Here is a 15369-nt window from a genome sequence, read left to right on the forward strand (position 1 = left end):
CGCGTCTGTTAATGCAAACCAGTTGCAGTTGGACAAGAAGACGAAGAACTCGAAAAAAACCTGAATTTACCGCGCAATTATTTCCTGGCTGCCGTCATCCAGGGTACGCACGGCAACCGGCAGGATGTTCGGCAAAGCCTTGAGCAGCGCCTCGGGGTTATCGGCACGAAACACGCTGGTCAGGCGCAGGTTGCCCACTGCCGCGCTGCCGATGCGCAGGGGTTTAGCGCGATAACGGGAAACCTCCTGGACGACTTCGCTCAAGGGAGCGTTGTTGAACACCAGTTTGCCGTGGCGCCAGGCGGTGAGTTCATCGGCGTTGATAGCATAAGGTGCGGCGACCTTGCCCTGCGCATCGATACGAGTGCCAAGGCCGGCCGTGAGGCTGACGAACCCGGCCTGCGCCGCGTCGCGCCCCTGGACTTTGACACTGCCCTGCTCCACCGCCACCCGGGTTGAGTCGGCATCGCGGCGCACATCGAAGCGCGTTCCGGTCACCGTCACCCGGCCGTTGCCCGCCTCCACCGTAAACGGCCGGCCGGCGTCATGCTCGACGCGAAACAACGCCTCGCCTTCGGCCAGTTCCACGCGCCGTTGATGGTGGACGAACTGAACACGCACGCGGCTGCGGCTGTTGAGGTCGATCACCGAACCGTCCGGCAGCGCGATGTGCCGGCGCTCGCCCAGGGCCGTGGCAAATTCAGCGCTGTAATCGCTGGAAGCACCCAAGCCGCTGAACAACCCCAGCCCGACCGCCATCGCCAACAGCCCGGCGGCCACGGCGAAGCGCAGTAGCGGTCGACGCTGGGGACGTTTGGCGGGTGGTTCGCACAACGCTTGCAGACGTTCCTTGGGCAGCAGATCCGTGGCGCTCCAGATCCCCTGCAGAAGTAGAATTTCGTCGCGGTGATTAGGATGTTCGTCCAGCCAGGCCTCGTAACGCTGGCGCTCATCGACCCCCATGACGGGAGCTTGCAAGCGTACGAACCATTGCGCCGCCTCGTCGCGAACCCGGTTCTGCCCGCACGGGCATTCACGGTTATCCATCATGGAAGGTCCTGTGGCTCAGGTGGAAGATAACGACGGATCATTGGCCAGCCCCGTCCAGACGATCGCGCAGATGCCGCAGGGTGCGGATCATATACTTTTCCACCATGTTTTTTGACAAGCCCAGGCGCTCGGCGATTTCCGCCTGGGTCAAGCCTTCGATCTTCTGCCAGACAAACACCGTACGGCAATTGGCCGGCAGCTCGGCCAGTGCCCTTTCGATGGAGTCTGCCAACTGGATCGCGTGCATGTAGTGCTCCGGGTCGCCCGAAAGCGACTGGCTGTGATCGAGCGCCACCTCCTCCATGGCGCCCCGCCGATCTTCGCGCCGATAGCCATCCACTGCAATGTTGCGCGCCGTCTGGTGCAAATAGGCCCGCGGCTGCTGGACATCAGCCGAATCGGACTCGAGCACCCGCACGAAAGTATCGTGAGCCAGGTCCTCGGCCTGCTGGCGATTGCGCAGGCGACGGGTCCAGGTGCCGATCAACTCTTCGTAATGCTCGAAAAAGCCAGGTCTGCGGGGCGGCTTGGGGGTCATCGCACTGCGCTGTGGGGACGGGGCGTGAATAGTAATGCTTCCTATTAAGCCGAAGCAAACCTATTGCAGTGCCTGTCGTCCGAAGCTTTCAAGCCGAGCATTAAATCTATGTGGGAGCAAAGCTTGCTCGCGATGGCGGTGTGCCAGTCGATGGTGCATGAACTGTCTGACCGCTATCGCGAGCAAGCGTTACTCCCACAGGTAGTGTCTGCTTTCGATTACGCCTCAGGCATCTTGCGAAAGCCCACCGCCAAGCGGTTCCAGCCATTGATGGCGTTGATTGCCACGGTCAGGTCGACCATTTCCTTGGGTGTGAAATGCTGGTTCAGCAGTTCGTAGTCGGCGTCTGGCGCATGGGTGTCGCTCAAGCGGGTCAGCGCTTCGGTCCAGGCCAGCGCGGCGCGTTCGCGAGGGGTGAAAAACGGGGCTTCGCGCCAGGCGGTCACGGCATACAGGCGACGCTCCGTCTCGCCGTCCTTGCGGGCATCGGCGGTGTGCATGTCGATGCAGAAGGCGCAACCGTTGATTTGCGAGGAACGCAGCTTGACCAGTTCCAGCAGGGATTTTTCCAGGCCCAGTTTCGAAACAGCGGTTTCGAACGCCAGCATGGCTTTGAAAGCTTCAGGGGAGGCAGTGTAGAAATCGATACGCGGTTGCATGGTGAACTCCAGAACAATTGGGTGTGGCGCTACGTTAGCCTCGCGGTGGCGCGGTACAAATAGCCAATTATTGGGAAGTTCGGGGGGCCAATGCACGCCCTTAATACTTGCTCAGGCCCGACTGCGCAACCATTGCAGGAAGCGCTTCTTGGCCACCGGTTTGGGGACGTCGCGGGTCAGGTTCTGGGCCAGGTGCATGCGCACGTCCAGCAGGTTTTTCATCGCGTCGTTGATGTCGCGGCGAGCGTCCAGGCAGGGTTTGAGGTAGCTCTTCTCGATGCGATAAAGGGTGCAGAAGGTCTTGGCGGAAAAGTTCGCCAGCGCGGCCTGGTCGGAAACGATCCCGGCTTCGCCAATAACCTCTCCCGGCCCCATGCGTCCGGCCTCGAACGGCTGGCCGTTACGAAACAGGGTCACGCTGACCACCCCCGACTCGATGATGAACAAATGATCGCTGACCTCCCCGGCCGGCAGGATCATGTCGCCGGCACGGAAGGTCTGCAGGGTCATGTTCTGGCTGAAGGTGTCTTTCTCATCCTGGCGCAAGGTGGAGAAAATGCTCGAGCTTTCCAGCAACGCACGGGGCCGCGACACGCCATTGGTGGACGCGCTTTCGCTGGTGGACAACAGGCTTACGCCCGATGCCTGCAAATGCCGGAACGCCAGGTCGAACAACTGATTGCGCACCTCGCGCTTCTGGCCCATGGACGCGACGAACCCGCTGATTTCATATTCCGCCCCGGTGCTGCCGGTGCTCTTGAGTGTCACGCAGGGAGCCGGGCTGGCAAGCAGGGAACGACAGCCGATCATCGCCCGCTCCAGCGCATCGATCACGGTTTGTGGCCGTGCATGCGGGCTGACCGGGATGCTGATGGATAACCCGTGGACATCGCTGGGCCGGCTGAAGTTGACGATCTTGGCCTTGGCCGCCAAGGAGTTGGGAATCACCGCCATGCTGCCCTGGGCGGTCTGCAACCGCGTGGCGCGCCAGTCGATGTCGGTGACCCGGCCTTCGGTGCCATCGATGGAAATCCAGTCATCGACTTGATAGGGCTTGGTGGTGTTGAGCACGATCCCGGAGAACACGTCACTGAGGGTACTCTGCAAGGCCAGGCCGACGATGATCGCCATCGCACCGGAGGTTGCCAGGACGCCCTTGACCGGCAAGTCCAGCACATACGCCAGGGCAGCGATGACGGCGATCAGGAAGATCACCGCGCCGATCAGATCCTGCAAGAGCCGCCCGGTATGACCCACCCGTTGCATCATCACCGCGCCGATCATCACCGTCAGGGTCCGCGCAGCGAACAGCCACCAGGCAATTTGTAAACCGGTGGCCGCCAAGTGGCGTGGCACGTCGTCAACCCACTGCGCCGGTTGCAGGGGGTTGAGGCCTTCGTTGAACAGCAGCGCGCTGAACAACGAAAAAATCAGCAGCCGCCCGCCGATCTTCCAATAAGTCCGATCAGCGCTGACCAGCCGCCACAGCAGAATGTCGAGCACCAACAGCACCAAGGCACTCAGCAGTGGGTGATCGGAGATCAGAGACAGCATCGCGACAGCTCCAGGAAGGTCATGGAGCGAAGATTGGCACAAATTGAACACGCTGTAGAGATCACCCCAAACCAGTGTGGGAGCGAGCTTGCTCGCGAATGCAGCGTGTCAGTCAACGTCTATGTGCCTGATACACCGCGTTCGCGAGCAAGCTCGCTCCCACATTGCTTTGGGTTGACTGTTGTTTCGCCTCAGTCGTCCATCGCGCCAAAACGACCGGAGTGGAAATCGTTGAAGGCCTGGTGAATTTCCTGCTCGCTGTTCATCACGAACGGGCCATGACCGACGATGGGCTCGTCGATGGGCTCACCGCTGAGCAACAACACCACCGCGTCGTGATTGGCGTGCAGGTGCAACTGCTCGCCGGCCCGGTCGAACAACGCCAGTTGCCCGGCCTCGACCCGCTCGCGACCGTTGACCTGAACCGTGCCACGCAGCACCACCAGCGCGGTGTTGTAGCCATCGTGTACGTCGAGGGTCAGGTTTTTCCCGGCATTCAAGCGCATGTCCCAGACATCGATGGGCGTAAACGTCTTCGCCGGGCCCTGATGCCCCTCGAAGCGACCGGCAATCAGGCGCAGGCTGCCAGCGTTGTCCTTCAGGTCGATGCTCGGAATGTCGCTCTTGAGGATTGTCTGGTAGCCGGCCGGGGCCATTTTATCCTTGGCGGGCAGGTTGACCCACAGCTGGACCATCTCCATGAACCCGCCTTGCCGGGCGAAGTCCTCGGAGTGAAACTCTTCATGAATGATCCCGGAAGCCGCCGTCATCCATTGCACGTCGCCAGGGCCGATCTTGCCGCCGCTGCCAGTGGAATCCCGGTGTTCCAGTTCGCCCTGGTAGACGATGGTCACGGTTTCGAAACCGCGATGAGGGTGCTGGCCAACACCGCGACGCTCGGCGGTGGGTTCGAATTGCGTGGGAGCGGCGTGGTCCAGCAGCAGGAACGGGCTGATGTGCTTGCCCAGGTTGTCGTAGGAAAACAGCGTGCGCACCGGGAAGCCGTCACCGACCCAATGGGCTCGGGGGCTGGTGTAGACGCCGATGATGTTTTTCATGCGGTGGCTCCAATCGTGTTGCGAATCAGGCGTTGCGATTCGATGGACACAGATTAAAACCACTAACGCAGCCGCACTAGACTGCAAAAATCAGCCTTAGCGTTCTATAGAGAGAACGATCGACCCCTAACTTCACTGATATGCCATCGCACGGGGCTGCAATGAGCCCGCACACAGGGATCACAAATGATTGCGCTTGGCGAAATCCGACAGACCCACCAGCGTCTTGAGTCCGAGTTTTTCCAGCAGACGGGTCTTGTAGGTGCTGACGGTTTTCGGACTCAGGAACAAGGCCTCGGCGATGTCCTTGCCGCGCATTCCCATGGCCAGCATTCGCAGAATGGATAGCTCGCGGGTCGAGAGACTTTCCAGGGTCTGCTGTTCGGTGCGTTGTTGAAAATCCAGCCTGACCGGCATTTGAGGGAAATAGGAGTAGCCGGATTTCAGCGCATGAATGGCCTTGATCAGTTCTTTCAGGTCGCTTTTCTTGGTCACAAAGCCCCTGGCTCCGGCCGAGATGCAGCGGTTGCAGAAGTGCTGCGCGTCCTGGGAAGTGAATACCAGCACCCCGCACCCTGGGAACTGGGTCATGATCCAGACCAACAGGTCCATGCCATCGAATCCGTTCATCACCAGGTCCAGAATCACCAGGTCTGGGGCCTTTTCCTTGATCAACGCCCTGGCGTCGGCGACACCGCCCGCGTCCCTGACTCCGGTAAACCCCTCGTTCTGGCAAATGAGCCGCAATGCCCCTCGTATGACAGGGTGGTCATCCACGATCAATACGTCTTTCAAGGCAACTCCCCACGTAAATGCAAACGGCGCCGATGCCATGACTGCTTCGGACTGTTGCACAGGCGCCGGGCCATGCCACCTGTCAGGTCTGACAGTGCCGACCAACGGTGCAGCTTCATCCTGCGTGACCTTGCCTGAGAGGGCGAAGCCAGGGTCGCGTCAACTCGCTGGCCTGGGGATCAATCCGCTCCATCAGACTCGCCAATGACGCAAGGTCAGGCAACTGGGCCGGGCTCAAGTGCATGCCCGGCCGCCGCGCGACCGCCGCCGAGGACAGGCCGACCTGTGGTGTGTTGTAAATCATCGCGTGACGAAGCTGTGGGTTATCGAGAATGAAATCGTGCAGGTTCAGCGCGCCGTTGGCCAAGCCGGCATTGACCACGACCAGGTCGAACGGCTCGCTGCCGTATTCCACCAGCGTCAACAGCTCCTGCAGACCACTCACGGGGGCGATCCGAAAATAACCCTGTTGATTGAACAGGTGCTCAAGCCTCATTCGATGAGCATGTTGCGTGTCGGCAATCATGATACGTAATGCTTTGTTCGGCATGACAGGCATCCCAATCGTTAAGGGGCGTCAGGCTAGAGGAAGCTTTTGAGAGGCGCTGTAGGACGAATCCCAAAAAAGGGAGGAAAAAGGTACTTCGCATGTAGCTTCGGGATGACTACGCGGCTCGCTTATCCATGAGAAGACCCGCGGGGACCACTTCGCGCCCCAGCGGGAGCAAGCTCCCCCGCCACATAGGCCTCCAGTCGTTCAGTCAGGTGCTCCATGGCTTGGCGCACGTCATCCACCGCGGCGGCGAGCAACGGCCGGTCGCCGCCACGGCAGGCACTTTCCAGGGCTTCGCAAGCGGCAATCAGGCGCTGGGCCCTGATCATCAGCGCGCCACCCTTGACCCGGTGCGCCAGGTCCGCCAGCCCTGGTAGGTCTTGTCGAGCGAGCAGACGCATCAATTGCGCCAGGTCTTCGGCATTGCTGTTGACCATTTCCCCTAGCAGTTTTTTGATTGAGCCCGTGTCACCTGCGCTCAATAGTTCAAGGCTGCTCAAGTCGATGTCGCCGGTGGTCGGCGCAGGCACCCGCTCATCGGGCACTGCGGCGCAATCCTGCGTGACCGCAGCCAGGCAGCTGTTCAGTTCCTTGAGGCTGATGGGTTTGAACAGGCAATCGTCCATGCCGGCCTCGACACAGCGGGCCTTTTCCTCGGGCTGGGCATTGGCCGTGAAACCCAGGATCACCCCCGGCGACAAACCCTCGGCCCGCTCCGCCTCGCGAATGGCCCGGGCCAGTTCGTAGCCGCTCATCAACGGCATGTTGCAGTCGGTAATGACGACATCGAATCGTTCAGCACGCCAGGCGCGCAACCCCTGGACACCATCGTCGGCTTCGCGGACGCGATGGCCCAGATAGCTCAGTTGCTGGGACAGCAGCAAACGGTTGGCCGGGTAGTCGTCCACCACCAGAATGTTCAGCGCCCGCACCGGTGCCAGCGCCTCGACTTGCGCCGACGGCGCTTGAGCCAAGGCATCGAGCGCCGGCAAGCTCAGCAGAACTTCAATCTGCGTGCCCTCCCCCGGCACGCTGCTCAACGTCAGGGTGCCGCCCATCATTTCGCAGAGCGTGCGGCTGATCACCAGCCCCAACCCGGAGCCGCTGCGGGCCGACTGGGTGTTGTTGCTGGCCTGGGTAAAGGGGCTGAACAGGCGGCGCTGATCCTCGGCCGAAATACCACAGCCGGTGTCTTCGACGCGCAGGCGGATTGGCAGGCACTGCGCGTCATCGCCCGGTTCGGCTCGCACACTCAAGCGCACCTGCCCTTGGTCGGTGAACTTGATGGCGTTGCTCAGCAGGTTCGACACGATCTGCTTGAAACGCAACGGATCGATCAATACGTCGCGGTTGATTGCAGCGTCGAGTTCCAGCTGCAAGTGCAAGTGTTTCTGCCAGGCCAGGCCTTCAAAGATCCGCGCCACCGACTCGATCAGTTCCCGCAGGTTGGCCCGCTGCGGGGTCAGCGACAACCTGCCTGACTCGATGCGAGCGATGTCGAGGATGTCACCGATCAAGTCGAGCATGCCGCGAGCGGCGCCCGACGCGACTTCGATGGCGAACCGGTCCATGACACCCTGGTCAGCTTTTTTCAGGGCCAGCTCCAGCATGCCGATCACCGCGTTCATGGGGGTGCGGATTTCATGGCTCATGGTCGCCAGGAAAGTGGTCTTGGCCCGGTTGGCATCATCGGCGCTTTGCTTGGCCACGCGCAGCTGTTCCAGCAGACGCCGCAGGTAAACGACCCACCCCAATGCCAGCAGCAACAGCAGCGCGGCGATGGCGAAGCCCTGGACGATGGTGGTGCGGTTGCGCAACCAGTAGTTGTCGTCGATCACCACTTCACTGCGCCAACGATTGGTCAGCTCGTCCATTTCTTCGGGAGAAATGCTCAGCAGCGCCTTGTCCAGGATCGAATGCAGCTCCGGCGCATCACGATGAGTCGCCAGGGCCACGCTCTCCGGCAATGTTCCCACGGTGCTGGTGATTTGCAGTTTGCCGCGGTACTGGCGGGAAATCATATAGCGGGCACTGATCAGCGAGTTGACCGCGCCGTCCACCGTGCCGGCGGCGACCATGGACATCGCATCCGCCGCGTTTTCAGCCGGCACCAGGTGCACCCGGGGAAACTGTTCCAGCAGATACTCACGCAGCACATTGCCCCGGATCAGCGCCAGGCGTTTGCCCTCCATCTGGTCCAACGTCAACGGGACCTTGCCCCTCAAGGGCGCCACCAGCACGAACGGATTGCTCAGGTAGGGCCGGGTAAAACGCAACGCCCCCTCAAGCTCGGTGCTCGGTGGAGCGGCGGCCAGTACGTCGGCCCGACCGCTTCTGACGCGCCCGATCACATCATGAAGCGAGTTACCCCGCTGGATATCGAACTTCAGGCCGGTGCGCAGGCTGATCCGGGCCAGCACATCGGCGCTGATACCGCGCAAATGGCCTTGTTCATCGATAAACGTGAGTGGCGGGAAGTTCTGGTTGACGGCCACTGTGATCCGCGGATGTGCATTCAGCCAACGCTGTTCCTTAACGCTGAAATGCAGAGGTTGCTGACCGGGTATGCTCGCGCCGCCAGCGCTCCAGCGCCGCAGGATGCTCATGCGTTCACTGGCGGGGATGGCTTGTAGCGCGGCGTTGATAATGCGCAGCAGGCGTGTGTTCTCGCGGCTGACCGCAAAGGCGAACGGCTGTACTTCCATGCGTGAGAAATCAGCCAGTTGGACGTTGTTCAGGTAGTTCTTGCTGATCAGGTAATTGGAGCTGATCGAATCCCCCAGGTAAACGTCGGCCTGCCCAAACGCCACAGCGCCGATAGCGCTCAAGGTCGAGGGGTATAACTGCAAGGCCGCATCCGGATAAAACGCCTTGACTGTCTCGGTGGGCAAATAGTGATACAGCATCGCCACGCGCATGCCCGCCAGGTCCGTGGGCAAGTCCTGGCTATCCGCGACGCGGGCCACCAGGGTGGGCAGGTCATCGGCATAGGCCTGGGACATCGCCAACGCCGGGTCGCTGGCTTCGAAGCCGTTGGCCGTGCCGAGCATGTCGATCTCACCGCTGCGCAGCGCCTGGAGCGACGCCTCCCGTGACGCGTAACGCTGCACCCGCACATCGACGTGCAACATCTGCCCCAGCAACTGGGCATAGTCCGCGGTGAGGCCTTCATAGTCGCGGCCATTGCTGGTGATACCGAACGGTGCGTAATCCGGCGCCGAGGCCCCCAACAGCAACGTTCCCTTGCCGCGTAGCCAGTTCCAGTCGGCCTCCCCCAGGGATACCGAATAGTCGCTCACACTGGAGCGCCCGAGCACTTGCAGCGACTCAGGTGCCGCGCCAACCTGCGGCGTCACACTTGATAAGCCCAGCAACAGCGCCACCAGGCCTGTGCGTAAGAACAGCGTCATTTGGCTCAGGTTGTTTCGTTTGGCGTAGTCGGCCCGGAACACCCCCGACTTGACGTCAAGTCAGGGAGACCGGCTGATGGGTTCAGACTGCCAAAGCGAGGGAACAGCGAACCGTCAACGCGCCTGCCTGAAAGACAGGACACGTGAGGTGAGTGTAGGAAGTTTCTGAAGAATTTCCTGGCGAGACTGCCGATTGCTTACGCCGTGGCCAGCTTCAGGTCGCGCACCGAACGGCTCTGTCCGCGATGCTTGCTGTGCTCGTACAGCGAACCGGCGATCTCATCGGCGCGCACCGGCAGGATCGACAACAAGGTATCGCTCAGACCGTGGCTGGCCTGGCAGAAGCCCTGCATGTAGATCGCCGCTTTGCAGCGCTCGTCGGTGATCAACTTGTAGTTGCGATCTACCTCGAAATTCCCCAGGTATTGCTCAAGTGGCGCCAGCAATGTGCGGTGCATCTGCCGTTCGTAACCGGTGGCCAGCACCACCGCGTCATAACGGCGCACGCTCAACTCGCCGATGGCGTTGTTGCGCACCGCCAGCTCCACGCCGGCATCGGTGGCCGTGGCTTTCTCCACCGTGGTGAGGGTACGGAAGGCATGACGGGCGATGCCCGAGACTTTCTGGCGATAGAAAATCCCGTAGATGCGTTCGATCAGGTCGATGTCCACCACCGAATAGTTGGTGTTGTGGTACTCGTTGACCAGCCGTTCGCGTTCGCTGTGGGGCTGCTGGAACACCAGATCGGTGAATTCCGGGGAGAACACCTCGTTGACGAACGGGCTGTCATCGGCAGGCTTGAGGGCCGAGCCGCGCAGGATCATGTCGACCTGCACCGAAGGAAAACTGTCGTTGAGGTCAATGAAGGCTTCCGCCGCGCTCTGCCCGCCGCCGATGATGGCGATGGTCATGGGCTGGCCGTTCACGCACGGCTGAGTCGCCATGCGCTCCAGGTACTGGGAATGGTGGAACACCCGAGCATCCTCCTTGAAGGCGGTGAACGCGTCGGGGATACGCGGCGTACCGCCGGCACTGACCACCACCGAGCGGGCGCTGCGCACGAGCTCTTCGCCCTGGCTGTCACGGGAAATCACCCGCAAGGCTTCGACCTGCTGGTTGTGCAACACCGGCTCGATGCGCAGCACTTCTTCGCCGTAGCGGCTCTGCCTGGTGAACTGCCCGGCCACCCAGCGCAGGTAGTCGTTGTACTCCATACGGCACGGGTAGAACGTGCCAAGGTTGATGAAGTCCACCAGGCGGCCGTGATGCTTGAGGTAATTGACGAACGAATACGGGCTGGTGGGGTTGCGCAGGGTCACCAGATCCTTGAGGAAGGAAATCTGCAACTCGCTCTGGGTCACCAGGGTATTGCCATGCCAGCGGTAGTCGGCCTGTTTGTCGAGGAACAGCACATCCAGTTCGCCCTGGACCGGGCCCCGCTCCTGCAGCGCGATGGCCAGCGCCAGGTTCGAGGGGCCGAAGCCGATACCGATCAAGTCGTGAACGTTGGGCGAAGCAATTGCCTGTGTCATGTCCAGTGTCCTCTGGAGGGCCCCTCAACAGGGCGCGAAAAGCCTGGGGTGACCCGACCGATCTTTGGCAAGCCGGCAAGTCGTCTGTTGAGAGGAACGAGGACAGTGAAAAAAAATTTACCGCGATGCGACCGGCGTGGACGTATTAATGCGCGTCCCACTGCCGCATACGAGTGCGGCAATGCTTCATGGCGTTGACGATGTGCTTTTCCACCAGCGCCCGGGAAATGCCCAGGCGTTCGGCGATTTGCGGGTGGGACAGGCCTTCGAGCTTGCGCAGCAGGAAACTCTCGCGGCACAGCGGTGGCAATTCGGCCAGGGCGCGCTGGAGCATGTCCAGGCGTTGACCGTGGTCTAGGCTGGTATGGGGCGATGGCGTGAAGAAACGCTCTTCGCTGTCCAGCACCTCCAGGGATTCGACCTGGCGCAGGGTATTGCGCCGATGCCCGTCGATCACCAGGTTCAATGCGGTGCGGTACAGGAACGCGCGAGGTTGTTCGATGGGCGTGTCACTGGCGCGCTCAAGTACCCGCACATAGGCGTCATGCACCACATCCTCGGCCACCTGGCGGTTGCCTAGCCTGGCGTTCAGGAAACACACCAGCTCGCGATAGTAGTTTTCCAACATGACTCCCCTGCGCAATGGCTGCGACAGCTATCCCTGTGCCAGATCGGCGTGCCTGAAATCGGCAATGGCACGATAGTGGCAGATTTCATCGCGTAATTTATAGTAATTCTCATATAGATTTAAAGCTTTGGTTTGTATCAAGGCTGATTCGTTCATTTCTACTGGCACCAGGTATTGCTTTTGTGGCGAGGGAGCTTGCTCCCGCTGGACTGCGCAGCAGGCCCAAGGCCGGCGACACCATTGAATCTGACATAACCGGGAGGCAGGTTTTAGGGCCGCTTCGCGCCCCAGCGGGAGCAAGCTCCCTCGCCACAGGGGGGCAGTGGCGCTTCAACTGATTTTTCCAACCTGCTACCAAGTGTTTCACACAGTAAATTCCCGTCCGAAGCGCTCGTTTACCAAGACAGCCTCCCGTCCCTGCCCCTCATGGAACGGGCCCGACACCACCGGCCGGAACCCTGCATGAAACGTCCCCGCCCTACCCGACGCGCCTGGCTTTTAACCTTCGCCCTGCTTCCAGCCGTGGCCTTTGCCGCCTGGCAAGCGGTGGCCCCGAGCCGTGAATCGCTTATTACCGCCCCCGTCACCCGTGGCGATATCGAAAACAGCGTCACCGCCCTGGGCACCCTGCAACCGCGGCGTTACGTGGACGTCGGCGCCCAGGCGTCCGGGCAGATCCGCAAGATTCATGTAGAAGCCGGCGACGAAGTTCGCGAAGGCCAATTGCTGGTTGAGATCGATCCCTCCACACAAAAGGCCAAGCTGGACGCCGGACGCTTCTCCATTGAAAACCTCAAGGCCCAGCTCCAGGAACAACGAGCCCAGCACGATCTGGCCCAGCAGAAATTCCGCCGCCAGCAGCAACTCAAGGCCGGCGGCGCCACCCGCGAGGAAGACGTGCAGACCGCCCAGGCCGAAGTGCGGGCGACCCAGGCGCGCATCGACATGTTCCAGGCCCAGATCCGCCAGGCCCAGGCCAACCTGCGCAGTGACGAGGCCGAGCTGGGTTACACGCGCATTTTCGCGCCCATGAGCGGCACCGTGGTCGCCGTCGGTGCCCGGGAAGGCCAGACCCTCAACGCCCAGCAGCAAACCCCGTTGATTCTGCGCATCGCACGCCTGTCGCCAATGACGGTCTGGGCCGAAGTTTCGGAAGCGGACATCGGCCACGTCAAACCGGGCATGACCGCCTACTTCACCACCCTGGCCGGCGGCGCCCGGCGCTGGAGCAGCACCGTGCGCCAGATCCTGCCGGTGCCGCCGCGCCCGCTGGAAGCGAGCCAGGGCGGCAGCCTCACGGGCGGGCGCAGTGGCAGCGAACGGGTGGTGCTCTATACCGTGTTGCTGGATGTGGATAACGCCGACCGCGCCCTGATGACGGAAATGACCGCCCAGGTGTTTTTTGTTGCCGCCCAGGCACGCGATGTCCTGACCGTGCCCAGCGCTGCGTTGCAGGCCAACGCCAGGCAAGTGCAGGTGGTGGCCGACAATGGCGATGTCCAGCCGCGCACTGTTCGCACCGGCGTCAGCGATCGGCTGCGTACCGAAATTCTCGACGGTCTGAGTGAAGGCGACCGGGTGCTGATCGGTCCGGCCGTCGGCAGTGGAGGCTGAATGGACGCGCCCCTGATCGAACTGCGGGACATTCGCAAGGTTTACGGCGGTGGCGACAGCCCTCGGGTGGAGGTACTGCGCGGCATCGACTTGTCCATTCACGCCGGGGAATTCCTGGCGATTGTCGGGGCGTCCGGCTCCGGCAAGTCCACCTTGATGAACATCCTCGGCTGCCTCGACCGCCCCACCAGCGGCGATTACCGGTTTGCCGGCGAAGACGTCGCCGGCCTGGGCAGTGACGAACTGGCCTGGCTGCGGCGCGAAGCCTTCGGCTTCGTGTTCCAGGGCTATCACCTGATCCCGTCCGGCACCGCCCAGGAAAACGTCGAGATGCCGGCCATCTACGCCGGCACTTCGGCCGCCGAGCGCCACGCCCGGGCCAGCGCCCTGCTCGAACGCCTGGGTCTGGCCAGCCGCACCGGCAACCGCCCTCATCAACTGTCCGGCGGCCAGCAGCAACGGGTGTCGATTGCCCGGGCCATGATGAACGGCGGCCACATCATCCTCGCCGACGAACCCACCGGCGCCCTCGACAGCCAGAGCGGCATCGAGGTCATGGCGTTGCTCGATGAACTGGCGAGCCAGGGTCATGTGGTGATCCTGATCACCCACGACCGCGAGGTGGCGGCGCGGGCCAAACGCATCATCGAAATCCGCGACGGGCTGATCATCAGCGACAGCGCCGGCGCTTTGCCGCACGACGTGCAAGCCAATCCGAAGGCACTGCAAGCGGTGGACCTGCGCCAGCGCCTGAGCGCCGGCAGCGAACACAACGGTGCCTGGAAAGGCGAACTGCTCGACGCCGTGCAAGCGGCGTGGCGGGTGATGTGGATCAACCGCTTCCGCACCGCCCTGACGCTGCTCGGCATTGTCATCGGCGTGGCCTCGGTGGTGGTGATGCTGGCGGTGGGCGAAGGCAGCAAACGCCAGGTCATGGCCCAGATGGGCGCCTTCGGCTCCAACATCATCTACCTCAACGGCACCGCGCCCACCCCGCGCGCCGCCAAGGGCATCATCAGCGAACACGACCTGGCGGCCCTCGCCGCCCTGCCCGAGGTGCAGCGCATCATGCCGGTCAACGGCGCCGACGCCAGCGTGCGTTTCGGCAACCTCGACCACACCAGCTACGTCGGCGGCAACGACACGAACTTCCCGACCATATTCAATTGGCCGGTGGCCCAGGGCAGCTATTTCACTGATGCCGATGAACGCAGCGCGGCGGCAGTGGCGGTGATCGGTCACAAGGTCCGGCACAAGCTGCTTAAGGAGGTCGACGACCCCATCGGCCGCTACATCCTGATTGAGAACGTGCCCTTTCAGGTGGTCGGCGTGCTGGCGGAAAAAGGTGCCAGCTCCGGGGATTCGGACGCCGACAACCGCATCGCCGTGCCCTACTCCGCCGCCAGCGTGCGCTTGTTCGGCAGCCGGCATCCCGAGTACGTGGTGATCGCCGCCCGGGACGCGGGCAAGGTCAGGGAGGCCGAACAGGCCATCTCCCGCACCCTGTTGCGCCTGCATGACGGCAAGCAGGATTTCGAACTGACCAACAACGCCGCGATGATCCAGGCCGAGGCACGCACCCAGGGCACACTGTCGCTGATGCTCGGGGCCATTGCCGCGATTTCGCTGCTGGTGGGCGGCATCGGCGTGATGAACATCATGCTCATGACCGTGCGCGAGCGAACCCGCGAGATCGGCATTCGCATGGCCACCGGCGCGCGCCAGCGGGACATCCTGCGCCAGTTCCTCACCGAAGCGGTGATGCTCTCGGTGGTCGGCGGGCTGGCCGGCATCGGCCTGGCCTTGCTGGTGGGCGGTGCGTTGCTGCTGGGCAAGATCGCCGTGGCCTTCGAATGGCTGGCGGTGTTCGGCGCCTTCGGCTGCGCCCTGGTCACCGGCGTTGTCTTCGGTTTCATGCCGGCCCGCAAGGCGGCTCGCCTCGACCCGGTCGCGGCCCTCACCAGTGAATGACCTCCAC

At 62.2% G+C, this 15369-nt stretch carries 12 protein-coding genes; 2 read left to right on the forward strand and 10 right to left on the reverse strand.

The window, feature by feature from the left end:
• Positions 1 to 66 precede the first annotated feature (66 nt).
• From GKKCFE_RS16860 to GKKCFE_RS16905, 10 genes are all read right to left on the reverse strand, one after another.
• On the reverse strand, positions 67 to 1050 hold the full coding sequence (locus GKKCFE_RS16860; protein ID WP_445576862.1) for a FecR family protein: 984 nt from the start codon (positions 1048 to 1050) through the stop codon (positions 67 to 69).
• A 37-nt stretch (positions 1051 to 1087) separates the two neighbouring features.
• Positions 1088 to 1588 (reverse strand): sigma-70 family RNA polymerase sigma factor, encoded by a 501-nt coding sequence (locus GKKCFE_RS16865; RefSeq protein WP_047229277.1) that lies wholly within the window; start codon positions 1586 to 1588, stop codon positions 1088 to 1090.
• Between the two features lie 218 nt (positions 1589 to 1806).
• Entirely contained in the window at positions 1807 to 2247 is a 441-nt protein-coding gene (locus GKKCFE_RS16870) for a carboxymuconolactone decarboxylase family protein (protein ID WP_047229280.1), read from the reverse strand.
• A gap of 111 nt (positions 2248 to 2358) precedes the next feature.
• On the reverse strand, positions 2359 to 3801 hold the full coding sequence (locus GKKCFE_RS16875) for a mechanosensitive ion channel family protein (RefSeq protein WP_047229281.1): 1443 nt from the start codon (positions 3799 to 3801) through the stop codon (positions 2359 to 2361).
• Between the two features lie 191 nt (positions 3802 to 3992).
• Complete coding sequence (locus GKKCFE_RS16880; protein WP_160891261.1) at positions 3993 to 4859, reverse strand: pirin family protein; 867 nt, start codon at positions 4857 to 4859, stop codon at positions 3993 to 3995.
• A gap of 180 nt (positions 4860 to 5039) precedes the next feature.
• Positions 5040 to 5654 (reverse strand): response regulator transcription factor, encoded by a 615-nt coding sequence (locus GKKCFE_RS16885; protein ID WP_339491173.1) that lies wholly within the window; start codon positions 5652 to 5654, stop codon positions 5040 to 5042.
• Between the two features lie 115 nt (positions 5655 to 5769).
• On the reverse strand, positions 5770 to 6204 hold the full coding sequence (locus GKKCFE_RS16890) for a chemotaxis protein CheY (protein WP_047229284.1): 435 nt from the start codon (positions 6202 to 6204) through the stop codon (positions 5770 to 5772).
• Positions 6205 to 6332: 128 nt separating this feature from the next.
• Positions 6333 to 9617, reverse strand: a complete 3285-nt coding sequence (locus GKKCFE_RS16895; RefSeq protein ID WP_445576863.1) for a transporter substrate-binding domain-containing protein — start codon at positions 9615 to 9617, stop codon at positions 6333 to 6335.
• Between the two features lie 197 nt (positions 9618 to 9814).
• Positions 9815 to 11149 carry a lysine N(6)-hydroxylase/L-ornithine N(5)-oxygenase family protein gene (locus GKKCFE_RS16900; RefSeq protein ID WP_445576864.1) on the reverse strand — a complete coding sequence of 445 codons (1335 nt, stop codon included), beginning with the start codon at positions 11147 to 11149 and terminating at the stop codon, positions 9815 to 9817.
• A gap of 145 nt (positions 11150 to 11294) precedes the next feature.
• Positions 11295 to 11777 carry a sigma-70 family RNA polymerase sigma factor gene (locus GKKCFE_RS16905; RefSeq protein WP_419418025.1) on the reverse strand — a complete coding sequence of 161 codons (483 nt, stop codon included), beginning with the start codon at positions 11775 to 11777 and terminating at the stop codon, positions 11295 to 11297.
• Positions 11778 to 12239: 462 nt separating this feature from the next.
• On the opposite strand from GKKCFE_RS16905, the gene GKKCFE_RS16910 reads away from it, so the two are divergent.
• Positions 12240 to 13391 carry an efflux RND transporter periplasmic adaptor subunit gene (locus tag GKKCFE_RS16910; protein WP_076383897.1) on the forward strand — a complete coding sequence of 384 codons (1152 nt, stop codon included), beginning with the start codon at positions 12240 to 12242 and terminating at the stop codon, positions 13389 to 13391.
• Positions 13392 to 15362 carry a MacB family efflux pump subunit gene (locus tag GKKCFE_RS16915; RefSeq protein ID WP_445576865.1) on the forward strand — a complete coding sequence of 657 codons (1971 nt, stop codon included), beginning with the start codon at positions 13392 to 13394 and terminating at the stop codon, positions 15360 to 15362.
• Positions 15363 to 15369 lie beyond the last annotated feature (7 nt).

Source organism: Pseudomonas sp. E141, from assembly GCF_052659885.1.

What these genes read in the sequence shown, in the direction of transcription:
- GKKCFE_RS16860 (WP_445576862.1), bottom strand. Translation starts at nt 1,050, where the DNA reads ATGATGGATAACCGTGAATGCCCGTGCGGGCAGAACCGGGTTCGCGAC.
- GKKCFE_RS16865 (WP_047229277.1), bottom strand. Translation starts at nt 1,588, where the DNA reads ATGACCCCCAAGCCGCCCCGCAGACCTGGCTTTTTCGAGCATTACGAA.
- GKKCFE_RS16870 (WP_047229280.1), bottom strand. Translation starts at nt 2,247, where the DNA reads ATGCAACCGCGTATCGATTTCTACACTGCCTCCCCTGAAGCTTTCAAA.
- GKKCFE_RS16875 (WP_047229281.1), bottom strand. Translation starts at nt 3,801, where the DNA reads ATGCTGTCTCTGATCTCCGATCACCCACTGCTGAGTGCCTTGGTGCTG.
- GKKCFE_RS16880 (WP_160891261.1), bottom strand. Translation starts at nt 4,859, where the DNA reads ATGAAAAACATCATCGGCGTCTACACCAGCCCCCGAGCCCATTGGGTC.
- GKKCFE_RS16890 (WP_047229284.1), bottom strand. Translation starts at nt 6,204, where the DNA reads ATGCCGAACAAAGCATTACGTATCATGATTGCCGACACGCAACATGCT.
- GKKCFE_RS16895 (WP_445576863.1), bottom strand. Translation starts at nt 9,617, where the DNA reads ATGACGCTGTTCTTACGCACAGGCCTGGTGGCGCTGTTGCTGGGCTTA.
- GKKCFE_RS16900 (WP_445576864.1), bottom strand. Translation starts at nt 11,149, where the DNA reads ATGACACAGGCAATTGCTTCGCCCAACGTTCACGACTTGATCGGTATC.
- GKKCFE_RS16905 (WP_419418025.1), bottom strand. Translation starts at nt 11,777, where the DNA reads ATGTTGGAAAACTACTATCGCGAGCTGGTGTGTTTCCTGAACGCCAGG.
- GKKCFE_RS16910 (WP_076383897.1), top strand. Translation starts at nt 12,240, where the DNA reads ATGAAACGTCCCCGCCCTACCCGACGCGCCTGGCTTTTAACCTTCGCC.
- GKKCFE_RS16915 (WP_445576865.1), top strand. Translation starts at nt 13,392, where the DNA reads ATGGACGCGCCCCTGATCGAACTGCGGGACATTCGCAAGGTTTACGGC.